This window comes from Streptomyces sp. NPDC054783, from assembly GCF_053611725.1.
Genome location: NZ_JBSHAY010000001.1, coordinates 630,576 through 643,625 on the forward strand (window position 1 = coordinate 630,576; position 13,050 = coordinate 643,625).

At 73.3% G+C, this 13,050-nt stretch carries 10 protein-coding genes and 1 pseudogene; 8 read left to right on the forward strand and 3 right to left on the reverse strand.

The window, feature by feature from the left end:
- Positions 1-89 precede the first annotated feature (89 nt).
- From ACWGJ5_RS02885 to ACWGJ5_RS02905, 5 genes and pseudogenes are all read left to right on the forward strand, one after another.
- A complete protein-coding gene (locus tag ACWGJ5_RS02885) occupies positions 90-1,058 on the forward strand; it encodes a threo-3-hydroxy-L-aspartate ammonia-lyase (protein WP_453307999.1) in 969 nt (322 codons plus the stop codon).
- A 123-nt stretch (positions 1,059-1,181) separates the two neighbouring features.
- Positions 1,182-1,871, forward strand: a complete 690-nt coding sequence (locus ACWGJ5_RS02890) for a DUF6882 domain-containing protein (RefSeq protein ID WP_453308000.1) — start codon at positions 1,182-1,184, stop codon at positions 1,869-1,871.
- A 16-nt stretch (positions 1,872-1,887) separates the two neighbouring features.
- Positions 1,888-2,007 (forward strand): annotated as a pseudogene (locus ACWGJ5_RS02895) (ATP-binding cassette domain-containing protein); the annotation flags it as partial.
- Between the two features lie 150 nt (positions 2,008-2,157).
- On the forward strand, positions 2,158-4,407 hold the full coding sequence (locus ACWGJ5_RS02900) for an FG-GAP-like repeat-containing protein (RefSeq protein ID WP_453308272.1): 2,250 nt from the start codon (positions 2,158-2,160) through the stop codon (positions 4,405-4,407).
- Positions 4,408-4,597: 190 nt separating this feature from the next.
- Entirely contained in the window at positions 4,598-5,248 is a 651-nt protein-coding gene (locus ACWGJ5_RS02905) for a TetR/AcrR family transcriptional regulator (RefSeq protein ID WP_453308001.1), read from the forward strand.
- 75 nt (positions 5,249-5,323) lie between these two features.
- Here ACWGJ5_RS02905 and ACWGJ5_RS02910 read toward each other — a convergent pair whose 3' ends face one another.
- Positions 5,324-5,980, reverse strand: coding sequence for a TetR-like C-terminal domain-containing protein (locus ACWGJ5_RS02910; protein WP_453308002.1), 657 nt, complete (start codon positions 5,978-5,980; stop codon positions 5,324-5,326).
- A gap of 66 nt (positions 5,981-6,046) precedes the next feature.
- On the opposite strand from ACWGJ5_RS02910, the gene ACWGJ5_RS02915 reads away from it, so the two are divergent.
- Both ACWGJ5_RS02915 and ACWGJ5_RS02920 read left to right on the forward strand, forming a co-directional pair.
- A complete protein-coding gene (locus tag ACWGJ5_RS02915; protein WP_453308003.1) occupies positions 6,047-7,387 on the forward strand; it encodes an alpha/beta fold hydrolase in 1,341 nt (446 codons plus the stop codon).
- A gap of 133 nt (positions 7,388-7,520) precedes the next feature.
- On the forward strand, positions 7,521-8,972 hold the full coding sequence (locus tag ACWGJ5_RS02920) for a WGR domain-containing protein (protein WP_453308004.1): 1,452 nt from the start codon (positions 7,521-7,523) through the stop codon (positions 8,970-8,972).
- Positions 8,973-9,105: 133 nt separating this feature from the next.
- Here the strand turns inward: ACWGJ5_RS02920 and ACWGJ5_RS02925 are convergent, their stop codons facing one another.
- A complete protein-coding gene (locus ACWGJ5_RS02925; RefSeq protein ID WP_453308005.1) occupies positions 9,106-10,689 on the reverse strand; it encodes a glycerol-3-phosphate dehydrogenase/oxidase in 1,584 nt (527 codons plus the stop codon).
- The gene (locus ACWGJ5_RS02930; protein ID WP_453308006.1) at positions 10,686-11,285 is read right to left on the reverse strand and encodes a TetR/AcrR family transcriptional regulator; all 600 of its coding nucleotides are present in this window, start codon (positions 11,283-11,285) and stop codon (positions 10,686-10,688) included. The genes ACWGJ5_RS02925 and ACWGJ5_RS02930 overlap by 4 nt, the downstream gene beginning before the upstream one ends.
- A 112-nt stretch (positions 11,286-11,397) precedes the next feature.
- Here ACWGJ5_RS02930 and ACWGJ5_RS02935 point away from each other — a divergent pair, with 112 nt between their 5' ends.
- Positions 11,398-12,990 (forward strand): FAD-binding oxidoreductase, encoded by a 1,593-nt coding sequence (locus ACWGJ5_RS02935; RefSeq protein WP_453308007.1) that lies wholly within the window; start codon positions 11,398-11,400, stop codon positions 12,988-12,990.
- The last annotated feature ends 60 nt before the right edge of the window (positions 12,991-13,050 follow it).

Sequence of the window (13,050 nt, forward strand, 5' to 3'; positions counted from 1 at the left end):
TGCCCCTTTCCTGGACAGACGGGCTGCGGGATACTTAGAGTTCTTGTCCAATGATGGAAATCTGGTCCAAGTGACAAGGGGAGACCGCCATGGCCGCCGCTTCGCCCGTAACGTTCGACGACGTCCGTGCGGCCGCCGCACGCCTCGAAGGCGTCGCCCACCGCACCCCCGTCGTCACCTCGCGCACCCTGAACGCCCGCGTGGGCGCCGAGGTGTTCATCAAGTGCGAGAACTTCCAGCGCGTCGGCGCCTTCAAGTTCCGCGGCGCCTACAATGCGGCCGCCCAGCTCTCCCCGGACCAACTCGCCAAGGGCATTGCCGCCTACTCCTCCGGCAACCACGCCCAGGCCACCGCCCTGGCCGCCCGCGAACTCGGCACCAGCGCCGTCATCCTGATGCCCGAGGACGCCCCGCGCCTCAAGCGGGAGGCGACCGCCGGATACGGTGCCGAGATCGTCACCTACGACCGCTACACCGAGGACCGCACCGCACTCGGTACGGCGCTGGCCGAGGACCGCGGCCTGGCCCTCATCCCGCCCTACGACCACCCCCATGTCATCGCCGGACAGGGCACCGCCGCCCTCGAACTCCTCGACGAGACCGGCCCGCTCGACGCGCTGCTCGTGCCTGTCGGGGGCGGTGGCCTGATCGCCGGCAGCGCCACGGCCGCCAAGGCCCTGCAACCCGGAATCCGCATCGTAGGCGTGGAGCCGGAGGAAGGGGACGACACCAAGCGCTCCCTGGAGAGCGGCACCCGCGTCACCCTGCCCGTGCCCCGGACCATCGCCGACGGGCAGGCCCTGCCCACGCCGGGCGAGCTCACCTTCGAGATCAACCGACGCCTGGTCGACGCCATCGCCCTCGTCAGCGACCCGGAGATCGTCACCGCCATGCGCTTCGCCTTCGAGCGCCTGAAGATCGTCCTCGAACCCAGCGGCGCCACCGGCCTGGCCGCACTCCTGGCCGGCCGCGTCGACAACCTCCCGCACCGCATCGGCATCATCGCCTCCGGCGGCAACATCGACACCGGGCGGTTCGCCGAACTCGTCGGTGGATGAAAGTCGTTACCGAGCGGGGCGGACCAAGCGCCCCCGGCTGCATGCGTAGATGTTCGGCCGCGCCGCACCAGGCCGGCAGGACCTGGCAGACACCCCGTCGCGGCCGTCCCCTAGGGTCGAGCCATGACGAGTGAGTTCAGTGACGACTTCCTGCTGGAGGCCGAACGGCACGCCGCCTGGGGCGCCGCGCAGTTGGAGGCTCTGACCGCGTTCCTGCCCGAGGGGCCGTGGAGCGCCGAGCTGTCGTCCTGCCTGTACCGGCAGGGGGATGTGACCCTGCGTGTGGCCGTGCTGGGCACGTACGACATGGCCGAGCAGTCCTGGATGTGGGGTTGGGCCAACCCCGGCCTGCGGGGCACCGAGGTGGTGGCCGCGACGGGCGCCGTCGAGCGGTATGGACGAGCCCACGGCATCGCCGAACTGACCGAGGAGGTCCTGCACCTGTCCGGGTTCCCCGACCCGCGGCGCGCGGCGGAGATGCTCGCCTTCACCGGCATGGGAGTGACCGGAGCACCCGGCTACATCGGCGTGCCCGCGGGCGGTGACACCCAGGTCTACTTCCTCCCCGACGACCCGCAGGTCCCGCGCGCCGGAGTCGACCCCGTGAGCCTGCCCAGGACCCTGCTCACCGGAGCCGGACTCATCGGCCGCTCCTCCCGGCACGTGGTGACCGGCTACTTCGACCACCACGGCCTGCCCCGGCGCGACGAGGCCGGCCGGATCGTCGCCGACCTGCCGGGCGGCAACGCCGTCGAGGTCGACTTCGACGCGGCCGGCCGGATCGCGGGCGTCGGGGTCAAGGTGCTGCCCTGACGCCGGCTGTGCAGGCATGCGAGCGGCGCGACAACATCTGCGCCGCCCGAAGCCCGGGCTCGTCGGCCGCAACGGCGCCGGCAGGACCACCCTGCTGACCGCGCTCGCCGGACGGTCCCGGCCCGCCGCCGGCACGATCACACACACCGGGCCGGTCGGGTTCCTCACGACCTCCTCCACCCGGACCGCGTCCTGCTGCTGCCTCGCCCCCTCGTTCGAATTTCACATCGGTCATATAAGATCCACACAATTTGCTTACCAAATCAGGGGCCTGGGGGACCGGATCGTGAACTCGCATGTCGTCAAGGGGGCTTTCGCGCTCGTGCTGAGCGGGACCATGGTGGGGGCGCTGTCCACCGAGGCGGCGTCCGTGCCGACCGCGGGCACCGCCGCCGGGACGACCACGGTGGCCACCGACCCCGTACAGCCCGGCGTCTGGGGCACGTCCACCGGGGTCGCCCCGACCGCCCAGCACCGCGTCCTCAGCCTGCAGGCCCGCGCCGACGGCGCCCTCGTCGCCCTGCGTGACCAGCCGCAGGATCCCACGCAGAGCCTGGAGGTGCGCCGGCTCACCGTCCAGGTCCGCCCGGCGGGCTCCACCACCTGGGCCGCGCCCCGGACGCTGTCCACCGCCACCAACTACCTCATCGACGCCAGCACCCTCGCCCCACAGGCCGACGGCTCCTTCATCGCCTCCTGGTACGAACGCCTCGGCGGGGGCCAGTTCGTCCTGAAGGCCGCCACCCTGGCCCCCGGCGCCTCCCTCTGGTCCGACCCGACCACCGTGGCCACCACCGACTGGATCGACTGCCCTCCCGTGGTCTTCGGCAGCGCCACCGGCCGCCTCACCGCCGTCTGGGCCACCCCGGTCGTGGGCGGCCGTGAGCTGCGCATGTCCGAGCGGCCGGCCCCCGGCGAGGCCTGGTCCGAGCCCACCGTGTTCGACACCGTCAAGAGCGACACCGACGACGGCGAGTGGACCCTGACCGGGCTGCACGCCGCCGTCGACAAGGCGGGCAACGCGGCCATCGCATGGAACCTCGACGACGCCCTGCGCGAGGGCGGCGGCCTCACCAGTGCGAACGGGACCGAGGTCTCGTACCACTCCCGGATCATGGAGCGCAAGGCCGGCGCGACCACGTGGGGCGCTGCCGAGGGGCTGACCCCGCTCGCCGGCACCCAGCCCGGTGCTCTGCGCCTCGACGCCGACCCGGCCGGCGGCCTCACCCTCCTGTGGGCGGCCGCCGGCAACGGACCCGTCCGCTTCGCCCGCAAGGGCGCCCCCGGTGAGGCGTGGAGCGCCGCCGAGCAGACCCCGCTCACCGGCTGGTACGCCCCCCGTGCCCTGCCCCGTCCGCTGACCGCCCCGAACGGCGACGTCACCCTCGTCGACACCACCGCCAAGTCGGTGATCTCCACCACCCGCTCCGCCCGCACCGGCGTCTGGGGCGCCGTCGAACAGGCCGACGACCGCCGTCCCTTCGGTTCCGCCCACTATGCCGTCAGCTCCGCCATCGCCGGCGACGGCACGGTGCACGCGGGCTGGGCCGTGTCCATCGGCAACGGCAAGTACCGGTTCGTCTCCGGCTTCCGTACCCGTGGCGGCTGGTCGGCCCCCGAGACGCTGGGCACCACAACCGACAACCGGGGCATCGGCGGCGCCGTCACGGTCGCGGGCACCCGCCCCACCGCGCTCTGGTACGACAGCTCCGTCGTCGGCGGCCCGCTGTACACCGTCTCCGGCACCACCCGCCCCCTGCCCCGCGCCCGGGACTACGGCGACGACCGCCGCGCCGACGTGCTCTCCCTGAGCGGTACCACCCTGACCCGGTACGACGGCGACGCCGCGGGCCACCTCACCGCGGGCTCCGTGCACAGCGGAGCCGTCACCACCGGCTGGCCTGCAGGCACGCGGTTCACCGGCTTCGGCGACCTCAACGGCGACCGCCTCAACGACGTCCTCGCCGTGCTGCCCACGGGCGAGGCACGCATGTACGAGACCCCGGCGGGCCGGCTGCCCGCGCCGGCCTCCCCGTACAAGAGGACCAGCAGCGACTGGCGCGGCTACAACGTCCTCACCACCCCCGGCGACCTGACCGGCGACGGCCGCGCCGACTTGCTGGCCCGTTCCGCCTCGACCGGTGACATCTACCTGTACGCGGGCAACGGCAGCGCCGGCTTCGCCCCGCGCGTCAAGATCCGGTCCGGCTGGAAGGGGTACAGCCGGGTGATCGGTGCCGGGGACCTCAACGGCGACGGCCATGGTGACGTGCTGGCCCTCGACGGCTCCGGCGAGCTGTGGCGCTACACCGGCACCGGCACCGGCAAGCTCGCCGACCGTGTGCTGGTCTTCCGCGACTGGGGCAAGTCCTACCACCAGGTGCTCGGCGCCGACGACCTGAACGGCGACGGCAAGGCCGACCTGCTCTCGGTCGACTCCGACGGCGTGGCCTGGCTCAACCCGGGCACCGGCCACGGCACCTTCGGCGGCCGGGTCCGCGTCGGCTCGGGCTGGTCCGGCCGCACCCTTTCCTGAGCGGCGGCCCGCACCAGGGGGTGCCCCATGGTGCGGACCCACTTCCGAGGCCACCGACTCGGGGCCGGCGAACGTCCAGGCCCCGGGCGCGGCGGCCTTCGCAACCGATTCACGGTACGCCTGGGCGGTGGCACATGTGCCATCAAGTCCATCTGCGCCACCGCGGACCGTCGGACCGTACCCTGCTGAAGTGAGCACCGAGCCGCCCTCTTCCCTGACCGAGCGCCGCAAGGCCGCGACCCGGCTCGAGATCGCGCACGCGGCGGCCGAACTGTTCGCCACGCAGGGGCCGCACGCGACCACGGCCGAGGAGATCGCCCGGCACGCGGGCGTCGCGCTGCGCACCTTCTACCGCTACTTCGGCTCCAAGCAGGACGCCGTGAGCCCGCTGCTCGCCGCCGGAGCCGACCGATGGCGGACCCTGCTGGAGGCCGCGGAACCCGGCGCCGACCTGACCACGGCGTTGGAGACGGCGGTGGAGCGGTTGCCGGCGGCACCGGACGAGGCGGCCGCGACGGCGCTGCTGCGCACCCGCGAGCTGCTGCGCGCCGCGGCCGACGATCCCGCGCTCCGCGCGGTCTGGTACCGCGTCAACCAGGAGTCGGAGGAACGACTCGTGCCGGTCGTGGCCCGACTCGCGGACGGTCGGCTCGGAGCGGTACAGGTGCGACTCGTCGCGGCGGCGGCCGCGGACGCGATCCGGATCGCGCTGGAGATCTGGGCGGACACGGAAGCAGGAGTCACCGGCGAGGGCTCACCGGCGGCCCTGGCGATCCACTGTCTGCGCCAACTGGCGTGCGGAATGAGCGCGTTGGTGCCGGGCGGCGACAGCGAGGGTTAGCGGTACGCGGAGGGCGTCCCCAGTACAGGAGAAGCAATCCGCCCAGCGGTCACCGGCCGCGCGTCCACGACACCGTCATCCTTCACCGGGACGCTCTCGCATCCCGCGGTCGGTGCCGGACGACGACGTAGGCACCCTGTGTCTGCGAAACGCGGCAGGGGTCATCCAGCCGCGCAGCGTGGCCTCGATGGTCGACCGGAACGTGGTCTCCGCCGAGGGGGCGTCGAGGGCGCCGGCCAGTTCGAGCATCACCAGGCCGTGCAAAGTCACCCACAGCGAGAGGGCGATCCGGGTCGCCTCGCCGGTGAGCACGGACGCCGTCGACGCGCGGTCGATCGCCGCGAGCAGCGGTCGGACGGGGTCGGCCGTGCCGACCGGGCCCGACGGGTCGAAGGACTGGACCCCGCCGAACAGGACCGCGTACAGCCGGCGGTGCTCGAGTCCCCACCGCCGGTAGGCGACGGCCAGCGCGTGGAGGTCGGCGAGGGGATCTGCCGAGACCGGTACCGCAGAGAGGCGCTGGTGCAGTCCGGCGACGGCTCTGTCCCGTACCTCGCCGATGAGTCCGTCCTTGCCGCCGAACAGCGAGTAGACCGCCGTCGTCGACGTGTTCGCGGCCGCGGCGACGGCGCGCACGGTCAGTGACTCGTGCGTGCCGGTGGCGAGCAGTTCGGTCGCGCACGCCACCAGTCGTTCCCCGACTGACTCGTCGTTCGTTCTCGGCCGTCCCATGGGAGCAGTCTAGCGAGTTTGATAACGTAGTTTTGAAACATCGTTCTGAAACTCTGGGGGCTCACCATGTCCACATCCGGATCCGCTCCGCGTCCGCTCCGTTCCGTCGGCCGCTTACTGCTGGTCATCGCCGCCGTCGTCGCCCTGGTCGCCGTCTTCCTCACGTCGCTCGTGCTGACGGACGGGGCCGGTGGGGGACTGGCCGCGTGGGGGACGACCCTCGCGGCCGGGACGGCCGTCGCGCTCTGGCGCGGCCGGCGCCGCACCGGGCCCGCCCGGCTCGTTCCCTTCCTGACGGTGGCTCTCGCAGCCGCGTTGACGGCATCGGTCTGCGTCCCGACCGTGCCGACGGCCCGGCGGTACCCGGCCGCGTCGCCCTTCGTGACCGCACAGCACTGGCGGCTGTCCACGGGCAGCAGGGTCGCGGTCTACCACTACCCACCCCGCGACTCCGGCGCCCGGCACCGCGTCCCGCTGGTGTATCTCAACGGCGGCCCGGTCCGGGGCATTTCGCTGCTGGACCACCGCTTCCTGCACCTCCTGGCACGCAAGGGCTACGACGTCTATGCCTACGAGCAGGCCGGTGGCGGGCGCAGCGACCTGCTCCCGATGAGCCAGTACACGATCGACAGGTCGGTGCGCGACCTCGGCGCCTTCGCCGACCGCCTGGGCCGGGGCGGAGTCGACGTCCTCGGCTTCTCCTCGGGCGCGGTCGTCCTCACCCGGGCGCTGGCCGACCCGCGTGTCGCCGCGCACCTGCACCGGGCGGTCATCGCCGAGCCGGGCCCGATGGACGGCCCCACCGCGCGACTCACCGGACACACCGGCCGCCCCTCCGCGCGCGGCCTGGCACCGGCCCCGACGGGGCCGCGGTCGACCCACGTCCCGCGGTACGCCGTCGCGTTCGGCCTGATGCGCCTCGGGCTCCTCAGCCCCGACAACGGTCTGATCGGCCAGGCCGAGGGCGACAACGCGTTCACCGCCGCCGACCTCGGCGGCGACACCGCCTCCGCCTACTGCGCCCGCGACGCCCATCGCATCCCGGTGGAGGACACGGCGGAGAACTTCTCCTTCAGCCCCGCCGCGAGTCTCCGCGTCGAGCAGACGGTCAAGGACTCGGCGTCCCTCGCCCCCCGACTGCAGCGCTCCCGGACTCCAGCGATGCTGGTGATCGCCGAGTGCTCCTCCCAGCTCCGCCGGTGGGAGACCGCCGTCCTGGCCGCCGATCCCGCGGTCGAGCGCACCCAGTACCTGTCCGGAGTCGGACATCACCTGTGGAACGGCCTCGAAGACAACGACGAACGTGCCGCCGCCGTCGTCACCGCCTTCCTCCAGGGTGCACGGGCGCCCCTGCCGAACTACCCGACCCGTGCGGACATACCGGCCTTCCTGCGCGCCGGGAAGTGAGGCCGGCCGCCGGCCCGCCCGGGCGCACCGCCGGAACCTGAGTATCAGCATCAATGTCAGTGGTCGCCCTTACGGTTTGACCAGTGAGGACCTGCGGGAAAGGCCGCGGGTCCGTCCTGGGGAGGGGTCTGCCATGACCACGGCGTCCGCGGTGTCGACGACGTATCTGGAGCTGTCGCAGGAGGGCGGCGGCGCCCACAAGTTCTACGAAGTGACCGTCGACGGCACAGTGGTGACGGTGCGGTACGGCAGGATCGGCGCCGCCGGGCAGACCCAGACGACGACCTTCCCGACCGCCGAGAAGGCCAGGGCGGCCGCTGCCAAGAAGGTGGGGGAGAAGGTCCGCAAGGGATACGCCCCGGCAGTTCAGGGGCAGCGGGCCCCGCGCCCGGTGACCCGGCGTCAGGTCAGCTCGGCCCCGTCCACTGCGCGGGCGGTGGCGCCTGTGCTGTGGCGGTTCCGCACCGGCTCGGCCGCCTTCGGCATCCATGTCGACGACGACCACTGCTGGGTCGGCAACCAGGCGGGTGACGTCTACACCCTCGGCCACGACGGCGCCGTCCTCGCCAGGTTCGGACTGCCGGACGGGGTGAAGTGCCTGGTCGCCGACGACTTCTGGATCTACGCGGGCTGCGACGACGGCAAGGTCTACGACCTCTCCTCCAAGCTGCCGTTCGCCGCGTACGACATCGCCGCCGACGTCGACATCTTCTGGCTGGACATCCACGAGGGCATCCTGAACGTGTCGGACCGCGACGGCCGGCTCACCGTCATCGACCACGAGGACGAACACCAGTGGTCCCGCCGCAGCCAGGGCGAACACGCCTGGATGGTCCGCGCCGACGACCGCGCCGTCTACCACGGCCACCACCGGGGCGTCACCGCCTACGCGCCCGACGGCACCGGCGAGCTGTGGCACACGGCCACCAACGGCAGCGTCCTCTTCGGCTGGCAGGAGGACGCCGCCGTCTACGCGGGCACCGGACACCGCGTGGTCCAGCGGCTGTCGAAGGCGACCGGCGCCATCGAGGCCACATACCGTTGCGACAGCGCGGTGTACTCGTGCGCCACCTCCCCGGGCGGGCGGTTCGTCTTCGCCGGGGACGCCGCGTCCTCCGTCTACTGCTTCGACCAGGACGGCACGCGCCTGTGGAAGCTCGGCACGGGCGGCGGCTCGGCGCTGTCGATGCAGTACCGCGACGAGCGGCTGTACCTGGTGACCACCGACGGCTCGCTGGTGTGCGTCGACGCGAGTGAGACGGCCATCGCCGCCGCCCAGCAGGGCACGGTGCCGGTGGCCCGGGACGTCAAGCTCGCCGCGGCCCTGCCGACCTACCAACCCGCCACCGCCGTGGCCGCGGTGGCCACCGTCGCGCAGGCTCCCGCCGGAGCCGTCGTGGTCGAGTGCGTGCAGGAGAGCGGCCGGCTCCGGGTGCACGTGGTGTCCGAGGGCTACGACACCTCCTGGAACGTCCAGTTCCCGCGGGCGATACGCCACCCGGGCGCCCGCTACGTCGTGGACGCCCTGCACTCGGCGGCCGGCGGCTTCTACCGCGTCCGCGGCGACATCCGCCGCCTGCTGTGACGCTCGTCCCTGTCTCCGGGCGGCCGCCAGGATTCCGGGGCCGCGCGGCAGTCGCCTCCGTGACCAACTTCCCTGCCACGCAAGGACATTGAGGGCGAACCTCGTGCTCCCCGGCTCGGCACGGCGTGAGCCCTCAGGGTCGTGCGCTCGCCGCCTCCGCCAGCACCTCCCGCGCCACCGAGAGCACCTCGGCGCGGTCCTCGGGCACCAGTCCGATGCGGGTACGGCGGTCCAGGAGATCCGACTCGTCCAGTGCGCCCTCGTGCCGGACCGCCCACACCAGCTCCGCGCGGGTGACCGGGTGGCCCGGCAGGACCCGCTCGGCCAGGGCGGGGTCCTCGGTCGCGAGGGCGTGGACGGCCTGGGCCTCGGTGCCGTAGCGGCTGACCAGGCGCGGGGGTGCGGACAGGACGCGCAGCCGGCCGGGCGCGGCGGCGCCGACCAGGGGCAGCGCGGCGGTGGGGGAGGGTGCGGCGGGAAGTCCCCGGGCGGCGGTAGCGGCGTCCACGGCGTCCTCGGCCATCCGTCGGTAGGTGGTGAGCTTGCCGCCGACGATCGTGGTGATGCCGTCGGGGGTCGTCAGCACCGCGTGCCGGCGGGAGATGTCCGAGGTGCGGGCGGGTGCGCCGTCGCGGCCGTCGTGGCCGGAGGTGTCCAGCAGGGGGCGCAGTCCGGCGAACGCGCCGACGACCTCCTCCCGGGTCACCGGCGTGTCCAGGACCGAGCCGAGCACGTCCAGCAGGAAGCCGATGTCGGTCTCGGGCACCTCCGGGACGTCCGGGATCCCGCCCTCGACCGGCTCGTCGGTGAGACCGACGTACACCCTGCCGTCGCCCTGGGGCAGGACCAGGACGAACCGGTTGGTCTCGCCGGGGATGGGAATGTGCAGGCCGGCCGGCAGGGCGCCCAGCCGCTCCGAGCGCAGGACAAGATGGGTGCCGCGAGAGGGCCGGATCCGGATGCCCGCCACGAGGTCGCCCGCCCAGACCCCGGCCGCGTTGATGACCGCGCGGGCCCTGATCTCGCCCTCCTCGCCGGTGAGTTCGTCGCGGATCCGGGCGCCGGTGCCGGTCAGCTCCAGCACCCTGACCCGGGTCAGCACCCGGGCGCCCTGAGCGGCGGCCGTCCTGGCGAGGGCGGTCACCAGCCGGGCATCGTCGGTCACCTTGCCGTCCCAGGACAGCAGTCCGCCGCGCAGTCCGGCCGAGCGCACCGAGGGCGCCAGGTGCCGGGCCTCCGTCGCCGACAGCCGGCGCGGGGCGGGCAGGACCTGGCGCGGGGTCCGGGCGGCCAGCCGCAGCATGTCACCGGCCCGGAACCCGGCCCACGCCAGGGAGGCCTGGGCCCGGGACACCAGCGGGGTCAGCGGCAGGACGAACGGCTGGGCGGCCACCAGATGCGGTGCGGTCCGGGTCATCAGCACCCCGCGTTCGACCGCGCTCTCGTGCGCGACGTCGAACTGCGCGGAGGCCAGATAGCGCAGCCCGCCGTGGATGAGCTTCGAGCTCCAGCGCGAGGTGCCGAAGGCGAGGTCGTGGGCGTCCACCGCGACCACGTCAAGGCCGCGGGCCGCCGCGTCCAGCGCGGCTCCGGCCCCGGTGGCGCCGAGCCCGACGACCAGGACGTCGGCGACCCTGCCGTCGGCGGCCTCGGCCAGTTCGCGGCTACGGCGGTGTGCGCTGAGGGACGAGCCGGCTTCGGCCCTGGTGTGGCTCATGGCGTGAGGGTCCTCTCCAGGAGGGTGCGCAACTCGCCGAGGAAGGCTGCGGAGTCCAGCTCCGGATCGGCCTCGTCGGTCATCGTGCGCAGGGACAGGGTGAAGGACTGCACGGTCAACAGCAGGGCGCGGGCCTGCCGTTCGACATGCCCGGGGCGCACGGAGGCGTCCGCGTGGCCGTCGCGCAGCCCGTCGGTCAGCAGCGTCAGCAGTGCCTCCTGGCTCGCTCCGCGCCGGTCGAGCACATAGGGAAGCAGCAGTTCCGGATCGACGTCGACGATCTTGCGGAACAGCGGGTGCGCCCGGAAGGCCTCGACACCCGCCACCAGTCCGTCCACGATCCGGGTGCGGGTGTCCGTGCCGGAGGCGGGCTCGGGGATCGCCCGGGTGGCCACGTCGATCCACTCGCGGGTCATCAGATCGCCCACCAGGGTCCGCAGATCCGGCCAGCGCCGGTACAGCGTCATCCGTGAGACACCGGCGCGGCGGGCCACGTCGGCGAGGGTGGTGCGGCGGACCCCGACGGCCAGTACACAGTCGCGTACCGCGTCCAGCACCTGATCGTTGTCCGAACCGTTGTGACGAATAGGCGTCATGTGTCACAGTGTAACGCCCCGGGGGTCCGGCGGAGCAGACACCGTCGCCCCGGGCACGGCCCGCCGGCCGTCGCGCGAACCGAGCACACCGACCTGTGAGGACGACCGTTCAATGGACATGCTGTGGAACGGCTGGGGCGACCCGGCCAAGGCGGCACCGCTGCCGGACTCGGTGACCGGACTGCTGCGCGACCTGCTCGGCGTCAAGCCCCGCACCGCCCCCGCCCTCGCCCTCGAGGACATCGAGCTGCCCGCCACCACGGCCGCCCCCGCCACGCTCAAGGCGCTCGCCGAGGCCGTCGGCGGCGAGGGCCACGTCCGCACCGACAGCGAGAGCCGCATCCGCCACACCCGCGGCAAGTCCACCCCCGACCTGCTGCGCATCCGCGCCGGGGACTTCGCGGACGTCCCGCAGGCCGTGGTCCTGCCCGCCTCGCACGACGAGGCCCTGGCCGTCCTGCGCACCTGTGCCGCGCACGGCCTCGCCGTCGTCCCCTTCGGCGGTGGCACCTCGGTCGTCGGCGGACTCGCTCCCCAGCGCACCGGGTTCATCGCCCTGGACCTGCGCCGCATGAGCGGCCTGCTCGACCTGGACCCCGTCTCGCGCACCGCCGTGCTCCAGCCCGGACTGCGCGCCCCCGAGGCCGAGGCCCTGCTCGCCGAACACGGCTTCACCCTCGGCCACTTCCCGCAGTCCTTCGAGTGGGCCACCATCGGCGGGTTCGCCGCCGCCCGCTCAAGCGGCCAGGCCTCCGCCGGGTACGGCCGCTTCGACGAGATGGTCCTCGGCCTGACCCTCGCCACGCCCGAGGGCACCATCGAGACCGGCCGCGCCCCGCGCTCCGCCGCAGGACCCGACCTGCGCCAGCTGATCCTCGGCTCGGAGGGGGCCTTCGGCGTCATCACCTCCGTCACCGTACGCATCCGCCCGCTGCCGCAGGTGCGCGCCTACGAGGGCTGGCGGTTCGCCTCCTTCGAGGAGGGTGCCGCCGCGCTGCGCAGGCTCGCCCAGGACGGACCCCGGCCGACCGTACTGCGCCTGTCCGACGAGACCGAGACCCTCATCGGCCTGGCCCAACCGGACGCCATCGGCGGCGACCTGTCCCAGGGCGGAGCGGGCTGCCTGGCCATCACCGGCTACGAGGGCACGCCCGAGGACACCGCACAGCGCCGGGAGCAGGCGGCGGCCGTCCTCACCGCCTGCGGCGGCACCCTCGTCGGCGCGGAACCGGGCGAACGCTGGGCCCACGGCCGCTTCTCGGCGCCGTACCTGCGCGACGCCCTGCTCGACGTCGGCGCCTTCGCCGAAACCCTCGAGACCGCCGCCTTCTGGTCCCGCATCCCCGACCTCTACACGGCCGTACGCACCGCCCTCACCGACACTCTCACCGAGGCCGGCACCCCGCCCCTGGTGATGTGCCACATCTCCCACGTGTACGAGAACGGCGCCTCGCTGTACTTCACGGTGGTCAGCGCCCAGGGCGAGGACCCGGTGGCCCACTGGACGCCCGCCAAGCACGCGGCCAACGAGGCCGTACTGGCGGCCGGTGGCACCATCTCCCACCACCACGGAGTCGGTACCGACCACCGCGACTGGTACGTCCGCGAGGCCGGACCGCTCGGCATCTCGGCCCTGCGCGCCGTCAAGCGCCGCCTGGACCCCGAGGGCCTGCTCAACCCAGGCGTCCTGCTCCCCACCGACTGACCCGTACCCACTCACCCGCACCGACCGACCCCCACCCGATCCGCCTGCTTCGGAGGCACA

What these genes read in the sequence shown, in the direction of transcription:
- ACWGJ5_RS02885 (WP_453307999.1), top strand. Translation starts at nt 90, where the DNA reads ATGGCCGCCGCTTCGCCCGTAACGTTCGACGACGTCCGTGCGGCCGCC.
- ACWGJ5_RS02890 (WP_453308000.1), top strand. Translation starts at nt 1,182, where the DNA reads ATGACGAGTGAGTTCAGTGACGACTTCCTGCTGGAGGCCGAACGGCAC.
- ACWGJ5_RS02910 (WP_453308002.1), bottom strand. Translation starts at nt 5,980, where the DNA reads ATGGGACGGCCGAGAACGAACGACGAGTCAGTCGGGGAACGACTGGTG.
- ACWGJ5_RS02915 (WP_453308003.1), top strand. Translation starts at nt 6,047, where the DNA reads ATGTCCACATCCGGATCCGCTCCGCGTCCGCTCCGTTCCGTCGGCCGC.
- ACWGJ5_RS02920 (WP_453308004.1), top strand. Translation starts at nt 7,521, where the DNA reads ATGACCACGGCGTCCGCGGTGTCGACGACGTATCTGGAGCTGTCGCAG.
- ACWGJ5_RS02925 (WP_453308005.1), bottom strand. Translation starts at nt 10,689, where the DNA reads ATGAGCCACACCAGGGCCGAAGCCGGCTCGTCCCTCAGCGCACACCGC.
- ACWGJ5_RS02930 (WP_453308006.1), bottom strand. Translation starts at nt 11,285, where the DNA reads ATGACGCCTATTCGTCACAACGGTTCGGACAACGATCAGGTGCTGGAC.
- ACWGJ5_RS02935 (WP_453308007.1), top strand. Translation starts at nt 11,398, where the DNA reads ATGGACATGCTGTGGAACGGCTGGGGCGACCCGGCCAAGGCGGCACCG.